This window comes from Acetobacter senegalensis, from assembly GCF_001499615.1.
GTDB classification, from domain to species: Bacteria; Pseudomonadota; Alphaproteobacteria; order Acetobacterales; family Acetobacteraceae; genus Acetobacter; species Acetobacter senegalensis.
The window spans coordinates 1,506,350-1,525,467 of sequence record NZ_LN606600.1 but is presented as its reverse complement, the minus strand read 5'-3'; the positions used below and the strand labels follow the sequence as shown (position 1 = coordinate 1,525,467).

At 57.2% G+C, this 19,118-nt stretch carries 14 protein-coding genes; 9 read left to right on the top strand and 5 right to left on the bottom strand.

Annotation, left to right across the window (positions count from 1 at the left end; all coding sequences use genetic code 11):
- The first annotated feature begins 36 nt into the window (after nucleotides 1–36).
- The 3 genes from ASN_RS06755 (at nucleotide 37) to ASN_RS06740 (ending at nucleotide 3,068) form a co-directional block, all read left to right on the top strand.
- Nucleotides 37–837 carry an SDR family oxidoreductase gene (locus tag ASN_RS06755; protein ID WP_006557592.1) on the top strand — a complete coding sequence of 267 codons (801 nt, stop codon included), beginning with the start codon at nucleotides 37–39 and terminating at the stop codon, nucleotides 835–837.
- Between the two features lie 7 nt (nucleotides 838–844).
- Nucleotides 845–1,249 carry a dihydroneopterin aldolase gene (gene folB, locus ASN_RS06750; RefSeq protein WP_035378878.1) on the top strand — a complete coding sequence of 135 codons (405 nt, stop codon included), beginning with the start codon at nucleotides 845–847 and terminating at the stop codon, nucleotides 1,247–1,249.
- A 484-nt stretch (nucleotides 1,250–1,733) separates the two neighbouring features.
- A complete protein-coding gene (locus ASN_RS06740; RefSeq protein WP_157765131.1) occupies nucleotides 1,734–3,068 on the top strand; it encodes a radical SAM protein in 1,335 nt (444 codons plus the stop codon).
- A 108-nt stretch (nucleotides 3,069–3,176) separates the two neighbouring features.
- Here the strand turns inward: ASN_RS06740 and ASN_RS06735 are convergent, their stop codons facing one another.
- Nucleotides 3,177–3,509: a TIGR02300 family protein gene (locus tag ASN_RS06735; RefSeq protein WP_058987674.1), complete on the bottom strand. Its 333-nt coding sequence runs from the start codon at nucleotides 3,507–3,509 to the stop codon at nucleotides 3,177–3,179.
- Nucleotides 3,510–3,745: 236 nt separating this feature from the next.
- Here ASN_RS06735 and aroA point away from each other — a divergent pair, with 236 nt between their 5' ends.
- The 4 genes from aroA (at nucleotide 3,746) to ASN_RS06715 (ending at nucleotide 9,432) form a co-directional block, all read left to right on the top strand.
- Nucleotides 3,746–5,098 (top strand): 3-phosphoshikimate 1-carboxyvinyltransferase, encoded by a 1,353-nt coding sequence (gene aroA, locus ASN_RS06730; protein ID WP_058987672.1) that lies wholly within the window; start codon nucleotides 3,746–3,748, stop codon nucleotides 5,096–5,098.
- Nucleotides 5,095–5,739: a (d)CMP kinase gene (locus ASN_RS06725; protein ID WP_058987671.1), complete on the top strand. Its 645-nt coding sequence runs from the start codon at nucleotides 5,095–5,097 to the stop codon at nucleotides 5,737–5,739. Before aroA ends, ASN_RS06725 begins: the two co-directional genes overlap by 4 nt.
- 279 nt (nucleotides 5,740–6,018) lie before the next feature.
- The gene (gene rpsA / locus ASN_RS06720; RefSeq protein WP_035378973.1) at nucleotides 6,019–7,731 is read left to right on the top strand and encodes a 30S ribosomal protein S1; all 1,713 of its coding nucleotides are present in this window, start codon (nucleotides 6,019–6,021) and stop codon (nucleotides 7,729–7,731) included.
- Nucleotides 7,732–8,223: 492 nt separating this feature from the next.
- Nucleotides 8,224–9,432 carry an L-dopachrome tautomerase-related protein gene (locus ASN_RS06715; RefSeq protein WP_058987669.1) on the top strand — a complete coding sequence of 403 codons (1,209 nt, stop codon included), beginning with the start codon at nucleotides 8,224–8,226 and terminating at the stop codon, nucleotides 9,430–9,432.
- Nucleotides 9,433–9,564: 132 nt separating this feature from the next.
- On the opposite strand, the gene acs is transcribed toward ASN_RS06715, so the two are convergent.
- From acs to rph, 4 genes are all read right to left on the bottom strand, one after another.
- Nucleotides 9,565–11,526, bottom strand: coding sequence for an acetate--CoA ligase (gene acs, locus ASN_RS06710; RefSeq protein WP_058987667.1), 1,962 nt, complete (start codon nucleotides 11,524–11,526; stop codon nucleotides 9,565–9,567).
- A gap of 631 nt (nucleotides 11,527–12,157) precedes the next feature.
- Nucleotides 12,158–13,387: an S-methyl-5-thioribose kinase gene (gene mtnK / locus ASN_RS06705; protein WP_058987666.1), complete on the bottom strand. Its 1,230-nt coding sequence runs from the start codon at nucleotides 13,385–13,387 to the stop codon at nucleotides 12,158–12,160.
- A 96-nt stretch (nucleotides 13,388–13,483) separates the two neighbouring features.
- On the bottom strand, nucleotides 13,484–14,083 hold the full coding sequence (gene rdgB / locus ASN_RS06700) for an RdgB/HAM1 family non-canonical purine NTP pyrophosphatase (RefSeq protein ID WP_058987663.1): 600 nt from the start codon (nucleotides 14,081–14,083) through the stop codon (nucleotides 13,484–13,486).
- A gap of 4 nt (nucleotides 14,084–14,087) precedes the next feature.
- On the bottom strand, nucleotides 14,088–14,816 hold the full coding sequence (gene rph / locus ASN_RS06695; protein ID WP_058987662.1) for a ribonuclease PH: 729 nt from the start codon (nucleotides 14,814–14,816) through the stop codon (nucleotides 14,088–14,090).
- A 270-nt stretch (nucleotides 14,817–15,086) separates the two neighbouring features.
- Between rph and hrcA the strand changes: the two genes are divergently transcribed.
- Both hrcA and ASN_RS06685 read left to right on the top strand, forming a co-directional pair.
- Nucleotides 15,087–16,160 (top strand): heat-inducible transcriptional repressor HrcA, encoded by a 1,074-nt coding sequence (gene hrcA / locus ASN_RS06690; protein WP_006559767.1) that lies wholly within the window; start codon nucleotides 15,087–15,089, stop codon nucleotides 16,158–16,160.
- 154 nt (nucleotides 16,161–16,314) lie between these two features.
- Complete coding sequence (locus ASN_RS06685; RefSeq protein WP_058987660.1) at nucleotides 16,315–19,089, top strand: penicillin-binding protein 1A; 2,775 nt, start codon at nucleotides 16,315–16,317, stop codon at nucleotides 19,087–19,089.
- The last annotated feature ends 29 nt before the right edge of the window (nucleotides 19,090–19,118 follow it).

Below are 19,118 nucleotides of genomic sequence, written 5' to 3'. Positions count from 1 at the left end.
AGAGCAGCGTATACTAACCCGGAGACGGAGAATAACGTGGCGATAAATGCTTTTCCAATTTCTTCACGCATTCCGCGTCGGGCATTGGTAACGGGGGGCAAGGCGCGGCTGGGCAAGGCTATTGTTCTTGCGTTGGCTGAAGCCGGGTTTGATGTGGCCATTCATTACCGTGGAGACACGGAAGCAGCGGAAGAAACGCGGAAAGAAGTTGTGGCGCTGGGCCGTAAGGCGTGTCTGCTCAAGGCGGATCTTGCACGGGAAGAATTTGTTTCGCCACTGGTGGAACAGGCAAGTGCCGCGCTGGGCGGTCCGCTTGGGGTGCTGGTCAACAATGCCTCAACCTTTGAGCGCGATGAATGGGATGACGCGACAAAGGAAAGTTGGGTCGGGCATATGAAGCCCAACCTGCGTGCGCCATTTGTGCTGATGCAGGCTTTTGCCAAGGCGCTCCCCAAGGATGCGGAGGGGATGGTGCTGAACATGCTGGATCAGCGCGTGTGGTCCCTTACCCCTCATTTTATCAGTTACACGGTGTCCAAAAGTGCTTTGTGGACCCTGACACAGACCATGGCGCTTGCGCTTGCACCTCATGGCATTCGGGTGAACGCCATAGGCCCCGGCCCTGCTCTGGCCAGTGTGCGGCAGAGTGAGGAACAATTTGCCCGGCAATGCGCTTCCGTACCGTTGGGGCATGGTACATCGCCAGAGGAAGTGGCGCGGGCTGCCCTGGCTCTTCTGGCGTTACCCTCAGTTACGGGGCAGATGCTGGCGCTGGATGGCGGGCAACATTTGCAGTGGTCTCCGGCTGCGGCAGCCGGTTCTGTTTTGGAAGAATAACCCTCGTATGACAGTTTTTGCTCCGTGGGCGGATGAACCGCCTTTGCGTTGCCTGTTCCTCAACAACATGGTGCTGGATGCGCATATTGGCGTTTTCCCGCATGAGCAGGGTGTCACCCAGCGTATCCGTGTTTCCGTGGCGTTTGGTGTGCTGGATCGGGATGATCTGGAAGTGGGCGCAGATGATCTGAGCCGCACGGTCTCTTACGAGCATGTGGTGCTTCTGGTGCGCCGTATTGTAAGTGAAGGGCATGTAAGGCTGGTGGAAACATTGGCGGAACGCATTGCCGCCGGTGTTCTGGCAGATGCCCGCGTGCGTGTCGTGCGCATAAAAATTGAAAAACTGGATGTTTTTGAAGAAATTGAATCCGTAGGCGTAGAAATAGAACGCCGTGCTATCCCGCAGGACTGAGGACAAAAGAGCGTTTATTTTCCAGCATCGGCATGTTGAAAATAAACGCAACACTTCAGAAAAATAAGGTGTCTCTATGCTGTGTTATACGGACACATTGATTTTATGGAGACGCATGTATCGGGCGTCAGAGAACGCGACAGCTTTTCAAATCTACAAAATATGATTTGATTTTTCGAGATAAGGCTTGAGAGATGTCTGGCCGTGGTAGATCGAAGCCTTCCGCTTTGAAAGTCCTATCCGGAGGGCTGGTCTATGTCCGGCTTTGCAGCGTGTTCTCACGGTCCGCTAATGGTTGCCGTGCTTCTGAAAGACAGAATTATCATATGCACGAAATGAGAGTTCAGTAGGCATTTTTTTTCGTCATATGGACAGATAATCAGTCAATCAGCATCTGATTATTCCTGAAAATGTTGCGCTCTTTTCTCAGATATAATCTTATGGTGCGGGCAGAAAATAATGTGATGAACAGCATGGTGCGCATGTGAGCAGGGTTAAAAGAGCGGGCAGAAAAATACTGGGGTTCTTCACGCGTCCGTCTCCCCCGGAAGGGGGTGCGGAGCATGTGCAGACTACCGCAGGGAAACCTCTGCTCGGTTTTGTAGATCAGATCGGCCTACGTCACATTCACGGGTGGATCATGGATCCGGATGATCCAGTTCAGCGCCTGCTGGTAGAAGCCTTTCTTCCAGACACAGGCGAGAGTCTTGGCACCGTTTTAGCAGACCAGTTTCATCATGGTATTGCCGGTGTAGGAGACAATAGTCGCGCGTATGGGTTTTGGTTTCACCTGAAGCGGGAGCTTTCTCCTGCTGAACGAGAGCGCTTGCGGGTGCGGGTCCCGGGCCGAGATGAGATTACGCATTCCCCGCAGCTTGCTTCATGGCAGCCCCTTCTGCATGTGGCTATGGATATCGTAAATAACTGCAATTTACGGTGTCCCTTCTGCCTTTATGACTATAGCGGCGTGCGCCGGACAAACGTCATGACACGGGAGACACTGGAGGCTGCACTCCGGTTGATGCCTTATACGAAAGATGGTGAATTCTGGTTTTCCTGCCTGCATGAACCATCGCTTCATCCAGATTTTCTTTCTTTTTTGGATTTAATACCGAACGAGATGCGCAATAAGGTGTTTTTCACATCCAATATTGCGCGGCGTATGCCAGCCTCTTACTTTCAGGGTTTGGCCCGGAGTGGAATTGACCATATTAATATTTCAATAGAATCTCGCACGCCAGAGATATACGAGCGGATGCGCAAGGGGGCCCGTTTTCCAATCTTCATGGAAAACTGGGACAAACTTCTAAATGCTTTCAACGAGGTAAATTCCTCAGTTGCACTGCGCTATATCATTATGGCCTATAAATCCAATCTCCACGAACTGCCAGATCTGGCGCGTTATCTGATAGAAGAACGGCGAGCCGCACAGGTCGAGATTCGTTATACTTATGATGTTCCCTTTATTGATCCAGCCTTTCGTGAGCAGGAGTTTCTGACGCAAACGGATTGGGACTGGCTCCAAGCCAATCTCCCGACACTTGAGCCAGGTCAGATCCTTCTCGACAGGCCTCCGGTTCCATCAGGAGATGAGCCATCGCCTGCTCCCGTTCCCGCTCCCACGCCGGAGACGGGCTTTTTGCCCGGTCGTTATCTCGCGCGCCTTTCTTGGGATGGAACGCTGGAACTGCGGGGCATCAGCGTGGCCAGTACAGGGAATACGATGATCGAAGTGCCTATCCTGACAAAAAATGTGCGTGATATTGGCGACCCGGAAACGTTTTTTAACACGCTTGATCGGTCGGAAATTCCAGCCTGATAGACAAAGCGTATTTTCTGGCTGTGCGGGAAACATAAAAAAGCCCGCTGCGAGAGCGGGCTTTAATGTGATCAGCACACCGGGAAAAACCCGGTGCAGTGTGCCAGATCAGGAATCGTGTTCATCCGAATCTGTGCTGACATCAATGTCGGAGCTGATGTCATCGTCGTCGTCATCCAGATCGGATGTATCTTCCATCACATCATCGGCATCGGTGTCGGAGTCGGTGTCGAGATCCAGATCATCATCGTCTTTGGGCTTGGCCGCCGGGGTATCAGCCGGGGTGGGGGTCAGGCTGTCCGTGCTGCGGCGCAGACGGGGAACCAGTTCAGGCTGTTCTGTCCCGCATTTGGGGCATACGGCCGGGTTACGGTTCAAATCATAGAAGCGGGCACCACAGGACACGCAGACGCGTTTGGTGCCGAGATCGGGCTGGGACATCTTGCTACCTGTCGATCCTGAGCAGACATGGGACGAGGGATCGCCCCGGAAACGGGCGATTCCCTGCTCAGATAGCCTGAGGTGGGAATCGACCACACTATTAAGGCGAGGCCAAATGCCATTGCACAGCACGCCTGTCAAACCCTGCGTGGAAAAAGAGGTAATAATTTTCCATGCAGAAGAGACAGATTCCAGCCTCTGGCGGATTGACTTACGGCGGGACAAGCCGGAATGAAATGGGCATGACACAGGCACCCTCTTCTTCCCGTCCTTTGCGCGTTACCCGCGCGCCTGCCCCTCTTGCCGGTACGGTGGCCGTGCCGGGAGATAAATCCATCAGCCACAGGGCGCTGATGTTTTCTGCGCTTGCTGAAGGCGAGACCCGCATTATCGGTCTGCTGGAAGGGGAGGACGTGCTGCGCACGGCAGACGCCATGCGGGCGCTGGGTGCGCATATCACCCGTGATGAAAATGGCCGCTGGCATGTGCGGGGCCGTGGCCTTGGGGCGCTGACAGAGCCCTCTGATGTGCTGGATATGGGCAATTCCGGCACGGCGGCCCGTCTGCTTTCCGGCATTCTGGCCAGCCACGGCATGATGTCCGTCATGACCGGTGATGCCAGCCTGCGCCGCCGCCCCATGAAACGGGTGACAGACCCGCTGGCGGGCACGGGGGCTACCTTCCTTGCGCGGGAAGGCGGGCGTCTGCCACTGGCCATTCAGGGCAATGCAACGCCTGCTCCGCTTGATTACCGCCTGCCTGTGGCGTCTGCTCAGGTTAAATCCGCCGTTCTGCTGGCGGGCCTGAATGCCGCTGGCGAAACACGGGTGGAAGAACCTGTGCCCACGCGGGATCATACGGAAAACATGCTGCGTCACTTTGGGGCGCAGGTGGCTGTGGAAGAAACGCCGGAAGGCGGTCGGATTATCCGCCTGCAAGGCAAACCGCACCTGATAGCGCGGGATGTGACTGTGCCGGGGGACCCGTCATCTGCAGCCTTTGTGCTGGTGGCGGCTTTGCTGGTGGCGGGGTCTGATGTTGTGATTTCCAATGTGGGCCTTAACCCGCTGCGCACGGGATTGTTCACCACCCTGCGTGAAATGGGTGCCCGGCTGGATATTACCAACGAGCGGACGGAAGGTGGCGAACCGGTAGGGGATCTGCACGTGCAGGCTTCCTCACTTCAGGCCGTGGATGTGCCTGCCGAGCGTGCGCCGTCCATGATTGATGAATACCCCATTCTGGCTGTGGCGGCGGGGTTTGCTACGGGCATTTCGCGTTTTCGCGGGGTGGAGGAATTGCGCGTTAAGGAAAGTGATCGTCTGGCGTCTACCGTAGCGTTGCTGGAAAAGAACGGCGTGCGCACCAAAGTGGATGGTGATGATCTGATTATTTATGGCACCCAGGGCGCTATTCCGGGCGGTGGCACCGTGGAAACCCATATGGATCATCGTCTGGCCATGAGCGCTTCCATTCTGGGGCTGGTGGCAGAGAACCCGGTGGAAATTGATGATACCGCGTTTATTGACACAAGTTTCCCGGGTTACTTCCCGCTTCTGAACAGCCTTGGCGCAGGGTTTGCGGCATGAAGCGTGGCGGTCCGGTTATAGCGGTTGATGGTCCTGCTGCGGCGGGAAAAGGGACTCTGGCCAAACGGTTGGCGCAGGCGCTCTCGCTTCCTTATCTGGATACGGGGTTGCTCTATCGGGCCGTAGGGCGGCTGGCGCTGGATGCCGGGCAGGACCCTGCTGCTCCGGCAGAGGCGTTTGCCCAGAAATTAAGCCCGGAAGATCTGGCCCGCACGGACCTGCGTGCGCCAGAGGTGGCGCAGGCCGCCAGCAAGGTGGCTGCCCAGCCAGCCGTGCGGCAGGCCCTTGTCGAAACCCAGCGCCGTTTTGCGGGTGAGTGCGGTGCTGTGCTGGACGGGCGTGATATCGGCACCGTGATTTTTCCCGATGCGGACGTCAAACTGTTCATCACAGCCTCTCCCGCCACGCGAGCCTTGCGGCGTTTCCTGCAACTGGGAGGGGACCAGAGCGCCCCCAACGCGCAGGCGCAGGTGGCTGAAATGGAAGAGGCGCTGAAGGTGAGGGATGCGGCGGATTCTGGCCGGAAAACAGCCCCCTTGCAGGTAGCGGCAGATGCTCAGGTTATTGAAACGGATACCCTGAGCGCGGAAGACGTTCTGGCGCAGGCTCTCGCGTTCGCGCGCAGGCGACTCGGCCAGTAAAGGCAGGTTTGCGTGTCATGGATGGCACGCAACTGCTTATTTTCATTATATCTCACGTTATTTTCCACTCCTTTGTGTTGACAAAGCGCGGGTGGAAGGTGTCTCTGCGATACAGATGCCTGTTGTTTGCAGCGGGTTTTCAATTTTCTTTTCTCTGGGCTGCCGGAACATAGATCAGGTTTTCCTGATATCTCCGCCAGCAAGTCGTGCCGCACAATGTGGTGCGCAGGAATGGCCGGCTTCTTCATTGGCAAGTCGGCGCAGGATTTACAGTTACACATGGCTTCAGCCGCAACCCCGACCGCGGATCACTTCCGTGGTGAAGATTTTGCTACCCTTCTCGACGAGACCCTTGGCCGTGATACCGGCTTTGACGGGTCCGTTGTGCGCGGGCGTATTGTTCGCCTGACTGACGAATTTGCCATTGTTGATGTTGGCCTGAAGAGCGAAGGTCGCGTGTCCCTGCGTGAATTTGCTCCTCCGGGCGTGACGCCGGATATCAAGCCGGGCGACGTGGTGGAACTGTATGTTGAACGGTACGAAGACCGTGACGGCAGCATTGTTCTCTCCCGCGAAAAAGCACGCCGTGAAGAAGCCTGGACGAACCTTGAAAAGGCGTTCGAAGCAAACCAGCGCGTCAATGGCACCATCTATGGCCGCGTCAAGGGTGGCTTCACGGTTGATCTGGGTGGCGCCATGGCGTTCCTGCCCGGCAGCCAGGTTGATATCCGCCCCGTGCGTGACGTCAGCCCGCTGATGGGTGTTCCTCAGCCGTTCCAGATTCTGAAGATGGACCGTGCGCGTGGCAACATTGTTGTCTCTCGTCGTGCCGTTCTGGAAGAAACCCGTGCAGAACAGCGCAGCGAACTGATCCAGGGCCTGACCGAAGGCATGATCCTGGACGGCGTTGTGAAGAACATCACCGATTACGGTGCGTTCGTTGATCTGGGCGGCGTTGACGGCCTGCTGCACGTGACCGACATTGCGTGGAAGCGTATCAACCACCCGTCTGAAGCTCTGCAGATCGGCCAGCCGGTGCGCGTGCAGGTTATCCGCTTCAACTCCGATACGCAGCGTATCTCCCTGGGTATGAAGCAGCTTGAAGCTGATCCGTGGGAAAATGTTGCCCTGAAGTACCCGCCGGGTGCGCGTTACACGGGCCGCGTGACCAACATCACCGATTACGGCGCATTTGTTGAGCTGGAACCGGGCGTTGAAGGTCTGGTGCACGTTTCTGAAATGTCCTGGACGAAGAAGAACGTCCATCCGGGCAAGATCGTCGCTACTTCTCAGGAAGTCGATGTGATGGTTCTGGATGTGGACAGCGCGAAGCGCCGCATCTCCCTGGGCCTGAAGCAGGTTCAGCGCAATCCTTGGGAACAGTTCGCGGAAGAGCACAAGATCGGCTCCACCGTGGAAGGCGAAATCCGCAACATCACCGAATTCGGTCTGTTTGTTGGTCTCTCCGCAGACATCGACGGCATGGTTCACATGTCCGACCTGTCTTGGGACGAAACTGGCGAAGAAGCCATGAAGCACTACGAAAAGGGCCAGGTTGTCAAAGCCAAGGTTCTGGACGTGGATGTGGAAAAAGAACGCATCTCTCTGGGCATCAAACAGCTTCAGGAAGATCCGGCAGCTGATGTGCTGACCAGCGTTCAGAAGGGCGCCATTGTAACCTGCACCGTGACCGCAGTTCAGTCCAACGGGATTGAAGTGAAGGTTGACGATGTTCTGACCGGCTTCATCCGTCGTGCGGAACTGGCTCGTGACAAGGCGGAACAGCGTCCGGAACGCTTCGCTGTTGGCGAACGTGTGGATGCGAAAGTGGTCTCCGTTGACCGCGCAGCCCGCAAGCTGGCTCTGACCATCAAGGGCCGTGAAGTGGAAGAAGACAAGCAGGCTATCAACGAATACGGCTCATCCGACAGCGGTGCGTCTCTCGGTGATATTCTGGGTGCTGCCATCCGTCGTCGTAACACCGACGCCTGATCAGTCACTGGAATACCGGATGTGTGGGGTTCGCCTCACACCCCCGGAACGCCTCGGCAGTGATGCCGGAAAAAGCGGTGCTGGAAACAGCGCCGCTTTTTTTATGTCTCATATCCCGCTCATACTGGCTTGTGTGTGGGCATAAAAGGGCATTGCTCCCGCTTCCCGCGGTCTGTGGCGGATGGAATGTCTGTAGGGGAGGGGGCATGCGCACCCTACCAACGTGTGATGGCCGTATAGACGGTTCAGGGGTTGTGAGATCACGGCCCGCGTGAAACCCTTGGGACGATAACCAACAGGAATGACAGGGCGTGGTCCGGGCAATACCCGGCCAGAACGGCCTGCAAGTCAGACTGGCACCGCGCTTTGAGGCATCGGGGTTTCTTCCCTGATGTCTAAAGTGGGGCAGGGAAGAGGGAGATGAGGATGACGGATCGCCATTTACCAGATTTGCCTAAGGGGTCTTCTTCCTGGCGACATGTTCAGGCGTGCATGTCACGTAGGCGGCTTGTTGCCGGGGCGGCTGTGGCCCCTCTGGTGGGGGGCATGGTGTCTCTCGGCGGGGCGTTGCCCGCACGGGCGCAGGGCACGCCCACAACCGGCGTAAATGGCGATCAGGGTTATGAACCTGCCGGGTCATTCGATATTGTTGCTGAGTTTTACGGGCCCGGTCCTTCCGGTATTGTTGTGGCGGAGAATGGACGGATTTTTGTCGGTTTTCCCCGGCACGCCATCAACCATAAAGGCGCAACATTAGGGGAACTGGTGAACGGGCGTGTGGTGCCTTGGCCCAGTGCAGCGCTTAGTCTGCCGTCTTCTGCCGCACCTGCGGACAGGTTGATGTCTATCCATGGCATGACGATGGATACCCAGGGCAGGCTGTGGGCTATTGATGACGGCAAGCTGGCGGGGCAGTCGCTTCAACCCGGTGCCGCTAAAATTGTGTGTTTTGATATTGCGGCCAACAGATTGCTGCACAGCATTATCCTCAAAAGCCCGACGCTGCTGCCTGACAGCCATATGAATGATCTGCGCGTGGATCTGACACACGGGCAGGCAGGCACTGTGTATGTTAGCGATAGTTCGTTTGGGCACAGTCCGGGGCTGGTCGTTGTGGACGTTGCCAGCGGGAAGCAGCGCCGCGTTCTGGCAACCCATCCTTCCACGCAGGCGGAGGCAGGCTTCATGGCCGTGGTGGAGGGGGTGCCACTGGTGTATGACCCCGCCCAGAAGCCCCGTTTTGTGGTGGGCGGCGTAGATGGTGTTACCCTGAGTGCATCAAGTGATCGGCTCTATTACGCGCCTCTGACCAGCCGCAGGTTGTACAGTCTGCCAACGGCGCTGCTGTCCGATTTTTCTGTTTCCGATGCGGATCTTGCAAAAGCGGTGCGGGATGAAGGAGAAAAAGGAACAGCAGACGGGCTGGCGACAGATGCTCAAGGCCGTATCTATACAACCAATTTCGAGCACGATTGTATTTTGCGGCGCAATACGGATGGATCATTTGATCTGATGGTGCATGATCCGCGCATTCTTTCGCCTGATGGCATTTTCTGCACGCGCACGCATGTCTATTGCACACTGGGGCAGTGGAACCGGCTGGCCAGCTTCAATAATGGACAGGATAAGCGGCGTCCGCCTTATCATCTTATCCGTTTTCCCATTGAGCCTGTGCCGACATACAGCGCGGAGCCCACATAGGGAGCTAAAGAAACCCTTTTGAAAACAGGAAGCCCTGCCAGGAGCATCTGGCAGGGCTGAGAGACCAAAAAAGCGGAACGACATTTAAATTTGAACGGCAAAATATGATTCTAAAATGTTTTTTGCGAAAACTCAGGCAACATTCAAGGTTTGTTCCTCCTTCCACACGGTGTTGATCAACATGTCCACGCTGTCTGCATCGCTCAGCATGGACAGATCCCCCAGCGTATCCAGCTCTCCTGAAGCAATCTTGCGCAGCAGACGCCGCACAATCTTGCCAGAGCGCGTACGGGGCAGATCTGGCACAATGAAAACCTCATCCGGCGCAGCGTAGCGCCCGATGGCCAGACTGACCTGCCGGGTGATATCTTCGGGCGTTATGCTGGTCTGTTCATCCCGCGCAATGGCGAACACAACCAACGCATGTCCCTTGACGGAATGTGGCACACCAACGGCAGCACATTCTGTAATACGCCTGTCTGTACCAACAGCTTCCTCAATTTCGGCGGTGCCGATCCGATGGCCGGAAATGTTGATGACATCATCCATACGGCCCGTAATCCAGTAATACCCGTCTGCATCGCGGCGTGCGCCATCCCCCGTGAAATACAGACCAGGGCTGAAAGAGAAGTAGGTCTGCTGGAAACGGGCATGGTCTTTCCAGAGGGTGCGTGCCTGTCCGGGCCAGGAGCGGGTGACACACAGGCATCCTTCGCCTGCGCCTTCAATCACGTCTCCCTTGGTGTCGGTCAGCACCATGGAAACACCCGGAAGCGGCATGGTGGCTGATCCTGGCTTCAGTTTTTGTGCGCCGGGAATTGGGCCAAGCATGATGCCTGCGGTTTCCGTCTGCCACCATGTATCCACAACCGGGCAACTGCCTTTGCCGACAACATCATGGTACCACATCCACGCATCCGGGCTGATGGGTTCTCCGGCAGTGCCCAGAAGCCGCAGGCTGCTCAGGTCATACCGGTTTACCAGATCATCGCCTTCGCGCATCAGGGAGCGGATGGCGGTGGGGGCGGTAAACAGCATGGTTACCTTGTGGCGTTCTATCAGCTCCCACCAGCGGCCCGGTTGCGGGTAGGAAGGCAGGCCATCAAACATCATGGTGGTGCTGCCGTTGGCCAGCGGCCCATAGACAACCGAGGTATGGCCGGTAATCCATGCCACATCCGCTGTGCACCACAGAACATCATTCGGGCGGTGGGTGTAGACCATGCCCATGGTGTAGGCCGCCCATACCATGTAGCCGCCCGTGGTGTGCACCACGGCCTTGGGCTTGCCGGTACTGCCAGAGGTGTAGAGCAGGAAAAGGGGATCTTCCGCATTCATGATCTCCGGAATGCAGTCTGGTTCAAACCAGTCCACAAAATCGTGAAAATCAAGGTCACGTTCGGGAAGCATGGCAACGGGCGCATCTGTTGTGCGGAGCACCAGAACGGTTTCAACCGCACTCTCTGCCCCCGCTTTTTTCAACGCCTCATCCATAATATGCTTGAGCGGGATACGCTTTGCACCGCGTGCAATCTCGTTGGCGGTAATCACAACGCGTGCGCCACTATCTACCAGCCGCTCGGCAATGGCTTCTGCTGAAAGACCGCCAAACAGCACCACATGCACAGCCCCAATACGGGCACATGCCAGCATGGCAATAGGGGCTTCGGATACCATGGGCAAGGAGATGGCAACACGATCCCCCCGCGAAACACCCAGATGCTGCAACGCATTTGCCAGACGGCAGACGCGCTCGTGCAGCATACGGTATGTCAGTTTTTCTGCTTCATCCGTGCCGTCGCGGTGGCTGATCAGGGCAACCTGGTCTGCCCTGTCTCCCAGATGGCTGTCTATGCAGGAGACGGAGGCGTTCAGCGTGCCATCATGATACCAGTTGATTTCAACATCATCCTGAAAGGAGCCACAAAAGGCGCGGGTCGGGTTGCTGTGCCAGTGGATACGCTCCGCCTGATCCAGCCAGAACCCATCCGGATCACGCTCGGCACGGCGTGTCATCGCCTGCAGTTGTGACGGTGTCAGCAAGGAGTATTCTGCTGACTGAGGATGCACGGGAATAATGGTATGTTCAGACATCTTCTTTGTCCCCCGGTCTTTTTGTTTTTGTCGGTGTCTCAGAAGAAATACGGTGTCATGTTCTGCAAGGCATCTGCTGCAAGTTCAGTAATCAGATGCCGTGGGCCAAAAGCCCTATAGAAACGCTTCTGGTGGGAAGCGCTTCTGACAGAACAGGCAAGCGGTTCAGTGCGTTGCCCTGATTAAGGGCTGCACTATTTAAGATCGTGAGACGACATGGCTTTGGCCTCTGTGTATGTCCATAAGCCGAAGTGTGCCTGAGGAGGTCTGCCGAGCGCTACCCGAATAAAAGTGAAAAGAAGCGAAGATTTTTTCGGGTTTTGCAATGTTTGCAAAGCTGGGGCAGGGAAAGGGAAAATTGCGGCATCGCAGCAACGCACTTTCCTGCGGTGACGCTAGCAGACAGAAAAATGACGCTAAAAGCAAGAGGCGTCTTGCATCTTCAGGTAAAAGAGCTGTTACAACACGATGCAGGTGCCACTTGGGATCGTGGGGGGGCACGCAGAGGGAACAGTGTCATCCTAAGAGGTGGGAAGAGAGGGCATTAGGGGAAAGGTCCACATTCAGCCCGGAGCAGGAGGCTAAAGGCTGCCCAGCCTATCAAAGTGCTGGGCAGTTCAGAGCACAGAGATCAGTCTGCGGAAAGCGAAGTAAGAAAATCAGAAACGTTTTTAAAAAGATGTTTCTGATCAAGACATTTTTTTGCGAACAGAAGAGCCTGTTTTTTGCGGGCTTCCCGGCTTTCCGTATTGGGCAGAACAGAGAAATCGGCAACGTGTGCATAGCCGATAATGCGGCGGATGATTTCCGCACCACAGTATCCAACCATGTCCTGAAAAATACTTTCCAGGAAAAGAGTTTTTTCTCGTTCTGAAATGCCGCCTTGGGTGGGGGCGTAATACAGGGCCGCCGGGTCGGAAGGGGTAGGCTGTGTGTTCCACAAATGAAGGAAGTGCTCTGTAAAGCTGCCCCAGAACAAGGTGATCATCTGTTTATGAAGGTGTGTGGCCGCAGTGTCCGGCGTGGCAAATAAACTGAGCACGAGATTTGCGACAAACAGTCCGGCATCAAAGCCAATAGGACCGTAGATCGCAAATTCGCCGTCTATGACACGTGTATCGTCTTCCGTGGTCATGATGGAGCCCGTGTGGAGGTCTCCATGCAGAAGGGCCTGTGGGCAGGAAAGAAAGCGCAGACGCAGTGAATCGATCCGGGCCAGCACATTCTCGTCAGCACGAATGGCGTCCACCACAGGTGTCAGGCCCGGTTCTGCCCAGTGGTTACGGGGGTGATTATGGTACGGGTCTGTCAGCACCAGATCAACCGTAATACGGGTGAGTGTCTGGTTGCGGGCAAAACAGATGCGGCGGTCCATAACGGGTTCAAAAGGGGCTGCCAGCAGGGACGTGGCAAATGTGCTGTGGGCCACAAAGCGCCCAATCCGAGCAGCTATTTCCGGGATAACCGGCCCGTTCATAAGGGCTGTGCGTAAAACGGTATGGCCAGAAAGGCTTTTGACAATCAGGATAAACTGTTCCGGGTCAAAATGCAGGCATTCTGTTGTAAGGTCTGGCACGTGGGGAAACACGTTGCGCAGATAGGCGGCTTCAAAAAAAGTGCGATCCAGCGGCATTTTCCAGGATGGATCAACCCGAACGTGCGGAAGCGCCTGTTTCAGGCAAACCCCTCCGTTCGAGCCTTCAGCCAGAAACACCATATTCAGGTTGCCATCACTCACTTCCCGGATGGTCCATGTTTCCGGCGCGCTGCCAAGGCGCGCGGCAATGGTGGGAAGAGAGGCCACATAGGATCTTACACCCTCAGCATCCAGTGTGCGGTAAGCGGTGTTCTGTGTGGTCATGGAGTCCTTGTCCTGAACAGCTGATAGAAAAACAGCCGGGGAATTCCCCGGCTGGCGCACCGTATCAGACAAAAACTCTGTTTTCCAATAGTGGTATCAATCAAGGCACGATTCACGGAAGGATTTAAAGGCGCGAGCACGGTGGCTGATGGCATTTTTCTCGGCGTCCGCCATTTCCGCAAAGGTGCGGGTTTCCCCTTCCGGCGTGAAAATGGGGTCATATCCGTGGCCTTTATCTCCCCGTGGGGGCCACGTGATCTGCCCATTGATACGCCCTTCAAAACTGCGGGTGGTGCCGTCCGGAAAAGCAAGGCACAGCACGCAGATAAACCACGCATCGCGTTCGTCTTCGCCAATTCCCTCGTGAATGCGGGCCATGGCAGCGGGAAAGTCTTTATCCGGCCCGGCCCAGCGTGCGGAATAAATGCCGGGTGCTCCCCCAAGGGCGGAAACACACAGGCCGGAATCATCGGCCAGCGCGGGCAGGCCCGTGGCTTTGGATGCGGCGACAGCCTTGAGGGCGGCGTTGCCTGCAAACGTGGTTTCCGTCTCGTCCGGTTCAGGAAGGTCAAGATCCCCGGCAGAGAGCACGGTAATGCCGAAATCAGCAAGGAGAGAGGAAAATTCAGCAAGTTTGCCTTTGTTGTGGCTGGCCAGAACCAGTTTGTCGCCAGATTTCAAAATGGGGTTTGTCATGGGGTCAGTGGCCTTCTGCTGCGTTCACTGCGGCTGTCTGGGCATCAAACAGCACGGAAACACCCTGCCGGGCGAGGCCGAACATGGCGGTGAAAGAGTCTTCCATAAAGGGAGCGTCTTCGGCTGTGGCCTGAATTTCCACAATGCGCCGGTCTGCGGTCAGTACAAAATTGGTGTCGGCTGCTGCGGCGCTGTCTTCCGCATAGTCCAGATCCAGCACAGGGCCGGCTTCCGTCAACCCGCAGGAGACAGCCGCAACCTGTCCGCGCAGGGGCAACTGGCGCAGCACATGCGCGGCCACCAATTTACCCAGAGCCAACCGTAGCGCCACCCATGCACCGGTAATGGCGGCGCAACGGGTGCCACCATCTGCATTCAGAACGTCGCAATCCAGCGTGATGCTGATTTCACCTAGCGCGGGCAGGTCCACCACAGAACGCAGGGAGCGACCAATCAACCGCTGGATTTCCTGTGTCCGACCGGATTGTTTGCCCTTGGCGGCCTCTCGCAGGCCGCGCGAATGGGTGGCACGGGGCAGCATGCCATATTCGGCTGTTACCCATCCTGAACCCTTTCCGCGCAGAAAGGCTGGAACACGGTTTTCCACACTGGCCGTACAGAGCACTTCCGTGCCGCCCACGCGGATAAGGGCGGAGCCTTCCGCATGGTGGGCAAAACCGGTTTCAATTGTAACGGGGCGCATCTGGTCTGGCTGACGGCCGGAAGGGCGCATGAGGAAGGGCTCCTGACAAAAAAACGAGGGGTCCCTGCACATAAAGGGATTTGCGCCAGAGCGGAACCGCGTGACGGTCTCCGGTTACACAGGTGCGTCGGTGCCGCGAGACGTGCGTTATGTCTGCCTGAAAGGGTCAGGGACTGCTCACTCTTGCGTTGAAGGGACTTGCTCTCTTGTCAGACGCACGCCAGATGCGCAGAAGATCAGGATATGTCTGTTTGGCCTGATTTACCGGCTGGATCATTTTGAAGGAGGAGGCCTGTCATCATGAAGCGTGGTCTGCTGCCCGTAAAATCGCCCCTGCCGCCGGAACTGGATGGCAGATCCGCCGCGATTTTGCGCGAAATTGTGGAAGAATACGTGGCAAGCGGTGAACCCGTAGGTTCCCGTACGCTCTCACGCCGGTTGGGGTTGCCACTTTCTCCGGCGACCATTCGGAATGTCATGGCCTCATTGACGGAAGCGGGGTTGCTGTTTTCTCCCCACACCTCCGCCGGGCGTCTGCCTACGGAAAAAGGGCTGCGGCTGTTTGTGGATGGCCTGCTGCAATTTGGCAGCCTTTCAGAAGAGGAGCAGGCCGGTATTGGTCGGTCTCTGGAAGCGCGTGGGCGCTCCTTGCAGGAGACGTTGACGGAGGCTTCGGCTCTGCTCTCTGGCATGTCCGATGCAGCCGGGTTGGTGGTGGCTCCCAAGGGGGAGGGCGGCATCAAGCATATTGAGTTTGTCGCACTTGGCGGCAATCGGGCGCTGGTTGTCCTTGTCGGCACTGATGGCCATGTGGAGAATCGGGTGATGGAAACCCCGGTGGGCATGCCTCCCTCGGCTCTGGTGGAAGCAGCCAATTACCTGAATGCCCGTGTTTTAGGCACAACCCTGCATGATCTGCGTGACAGGGTTGGTGCTGAAATGACGGAGAATCAGAACGCGCTGGACCAGTTGACGGCCGAGGTGGTGGAAAGTGGTCTGGCTGTGTGGGGCGGTGGTGCGGATGAACGCGGCGGCACCCTGATTATTCGCGGTCAAGGCAAGCTGCTGGCGGATGTGGATGGGCAGGAACGCCTGTTAGCTATTCAGACCCTGTTTGACCGGCTGGAAACGCAGGAAACCATGATGCGCCTGCTGGAACTGGCGGAAAATTCGGCAGGGGTGAGGATTTTCATCGGGGCGGAAAGTGGATTGTTCGGGGCCTCCGGCATGTCCATGGTCGTGGCCCCAGCCCGGAACGAGGCCAACCGGATTGTAGGGGCCATTGGCGTGATTGGCCCCACGCGCATCAATTACGGTCGCATTATTCCGGTGGTGGATTATACGGCCCGTTTTCTGGGTGAAATGCTGGGCTAGATGGGGTGTTCCGGTAAAACGGAACAGTGACATTAAAGGCAAACTCCGTTGGAAAAGGCTGGTCCGGCGGGGAGAGGTGTCTTTTTGCCATCATGTGGTCAATATGGCGCATGAGAAGGAAGACGGCAGCGCATGGGAATGATAAAGGACCTGCATGACACGAACTCCGTCTTCTGGTGACTCTGGGTCTTCTTCTGACAAGAAAGAAGAAAACGCTTCTTCCCGGCAGGGTGTAACGCTGCGCAGGCCACGTTTCCGCCAATGGCGGGGGCTTCTGGGCACAGTGGCTGCCGTGGGGCTTGTTGGCGTAACGGGGGCGTCCCTGCTGGTCTGGCACCAGTATGAAGGTATTGTGGCGGATCTGCCGACGGTGGAAGGGCTACGGACCTACCAGCCGCCTGTAATGAGCCGCCTTTATGCATCAGATGACAAGGTGATTGCCGAACTGGCAGATGAACGCCGGGTGTTTGTGCCGTACAGCGCTATTCCGGACCGGGTGAAAAACGCCTTTATTGCAGCGGAAGACCAGAAATTCTGGACCCATAAAGGGGTGGACCCGGTCGCCATTATACGCGCAGGTCTGACCGATCTTACTCGCGGCAAGGGGCGCAGGCCTATTGGTGCGTCCACCATCACGCAGCAGGTGGCGCGCGTCATGCTGCTGGGCAGTAATGCTGTCTCCATGAAGCGCAAGGCCAAGGAAGCGTTTCTGGCCATGCGCATTGAGCAGGTGCTGCCCAAGGAGAAGATTCTCGAAATCTATCTGAACGAAATTTACATGGGCAGCGGCGCCTATGGCATTGCCGCCGCCGCGCAGACATATTTCAACAAGCCGCTTGATCAGCTTGATGATGCCGAGGCAGCTTTCCTTGGCGCGTTGCCCAAATCTCCGACCAATTACAACCCGATCCGGTTTCCGGATGCCGCGCGTGGGCGACGGAACTGGGTGCTGGAGCGGATGGCCGAAACAGGCGCCATTACGCATGAGGCTGCCCGGTCAGCAGAAGCCGAGCCTCTGATCCCGCACGCCTTTGTGCGCCCCGGTCCGGCTCCCGGGTCTGAATGGTTTGCTGAGGAAGTGCGGCGCGAACTGTTGGAACGGTACGGGCAGGACACGACGCTACAGGGCGGGCTGGAAGTGCACACCAGTCTGGACCCCGCATTGCAGCTTACGGCGCAGACCACCCTGCGACAGGGCCTGATGGCGTATGACCGGGCACATGGCGGCTGGCGTGGCCCTATCAAACATCTGGCAGAGGTCACGTCCTCTTCTTCTCAGGAGGACTGGGTGGCGGCCCTGCAGGCCGTGCCGGTGCCGCTGGGAATGCTGGATCAATGGCGGTTGGCTGTGGTGCTTGACCCTTCTCGCGGCCGGGTGGGCTGGCTTGAAGGGGGCATCATGCGGCGGGGCGCTGCCACGCAGGGCGGAACACCACAAACCGCGCAGGTGCTGGAACGTGATCTGGCATGGACGCGCCGGTTCCGCCTGTTGAGAGCGGGCGATGTGGTGATGATTGAACCTCAGGCCCAAGGGGAGCGTGTGGCGCTGATGCAAGTGCCGCATGTTGAAGGCGCTGTGGTGACCCTCAATGTGCATACTGGGCGCGTGATGGCGTTGGTGGGGGGCTGGTCTTTCCAGACATCACAGTTTGACCGCGCAACGCAGGCGCTGCGTCAGCCCGGCTCATCCTTCAAGCCGTTTGTGTATCTACAGGCCATGGAGCAGGGCATTTCTCCCTCTCAGGCCTTTGACGATTCTCCAGTTTCTTACGGGGCGTGGCACCCCAACAACTATGAAAAGGATTTCTGGGGGCCAACGTCCCTGCATGATGCGTTGCGGGAATCCCGCAACCTCGTGACCATCCGGTTGGCTGCGCATATCGGCATCAAGAATGTGGCTGATCTGGCAACGCGAATCGGGCTTGTGGACTCCATGCCGCACGTGCTGCCTGCGGCTCTGGGGGCCGTGGAAACCACGGTGCTGAAAGAAGCGGGAGCCTACGCCACGTTGGCTGCCGGGGGCCGGAAAGTAACCCCGACCCTGATAGATGATGTGCAGGACCGGCAGGGTAAGGTGATCTGGCGGCCGGAAGGGCTTTCTCTGGTTTCTGTCGCTGCTCAGACTGCCGCAGAGCAACAGGCTGCGGGTCATGAGAATGAACCAGACGCCATCTTCCCTGATGGCAAGCCGGATGCCGCGCAGCCGCAGCCGCCAGCACCCGCGCCAGTAACCACCCCGGCACCGTCTGCCTCCGTGCAGAACAGCGCAGATCTTCCCGGTGTGGATGATCAGCCTGCCGTCAAGGATGATCGGCCGAGAGTGGCGTCAGAACAAAGCACGTTCCAGATCACCACCATGTTGCAGGATGTCATCCGTCGCGGCACCGGGGTGCAGGCTGGCAAAGGGATTGATCGCCCTGTAGCGGGCAAAACCGGCACCAGCCAGAATTTCAATGATGCGTGGTTTGCCGGTTACTCACCCGATCTGGTGACGGTCGTGTGGATCGGGTTCGATTCGCCTCAATCTCTGGGCAAGAATGAGACCGGGGGGGCCATTGCTGGTCCTATCTGGAACAAGATCATGAAGACTGCCTTTGAGGGGTACCCCAAGCTTGATTTCCCCGTGCCGGAGGGTGTTACGCTGGTGCGGTATGATACGGGCCGTGGCGTTGCGATTGATGCGTTCAAGCCTGATCAGATTCCGGGTGTAAGCGTCAGTCTGGCTGATAATGGCGCGTCTCAGGAACTGACGGCAGCCGATACTGGCGCTGAAAACATGCCCGATTCGGAAAGTGATATGGCCGCCGGTGGCGGGCAGCCCGGCGCGGGTGGGACTGCTGCGGGCAATAGCGCTACGCCAGCACCCGGTACACCACACCCTGCGCAGGAGCCTTCCGGGGGTGACATTGGCATGGGCGGCCTTTATTGAGGCCGCTTACAAGAGGCTGTCTGAACAGT

Coding starts and splice junctions, on each gene's coding strand:
- acs (WP_058987667.1), bottom strand. CDS start 11,526: ATGTCTGAACATACCATTATTCCCGTGCATCCTCAGTCAGCAGAATAC.
- rph (WP_058987662.1), bottom strand. CDS start 14,816: ATGCGCCCTTCCGGCCGTCAGCCAGACCAGATGCGCCCCGTTACAATT.
- rpsA (WP_035378973.1), top strand. CDS start 6,019: ATGGCTTCAGCCGCAACCCCGACCGCGGATCACTTCCGTGGTGAAGAT.
- hrcA (WP_006559767.1), top strand. CDS start 15,087: ATGAAGCGTGGTCTGCTGCCCGTAAAATCGCCCCTGCCGCCGGAACTG.
- rdgB (WP_058987663.1), bottom strand. CDS start 14,083: ATGACAAACCCCATTTTGAAATCTGGCGACAAACTGGTTCTGGCCAGC.
- folB (WP_035378878.1), top strand. CDS start 845: ATGACAGTTTTTGCTCCGTGGGCGGATGAACCGCCTTTGCGTTGCCTG.
- ASN_RS06685 (WP_058987660.1), top strand. CDS start 16,315: ATGACACGAACTCCGTCTTCTGGTGACTCTGGGTCTTCTTCTGACAAG.
- ASN_RS06725 (WP_058987671.1), top strand. CDS start 5,095: ATGAAGCGTGGCGGTCCGGTTATAGCGGTTGATGGTCCTGCTGCGGCG.
- ASN_RS06735 (WP_058987674.1), bottom strand. CDS start 3,509: ATGTCCCAGCCCGATCTCGGCACCAAACGCGTCTGCGTGTCCTGTGGT.
- aroA (WP_058987672.1), top strand. CDS start 3,746: ATGGGCATGACACAGGCACCCTCTTCTTCCCGTCCTTTGCGCGTTACC.
- mtnK (WP_058987666.1), bottom strand. CDS start 13,387: ATGACCACACAGAACACCGCTTACCGCACACTGGATGCTGAGGGTGTA.
- ASN_RS06715 (WP_058987669.1), top strand. CDS start 8,224: ATGTCACGTAGGCGGCTTGTTGCCGGGGCGGCTGTGGCCCCTCTGGTG.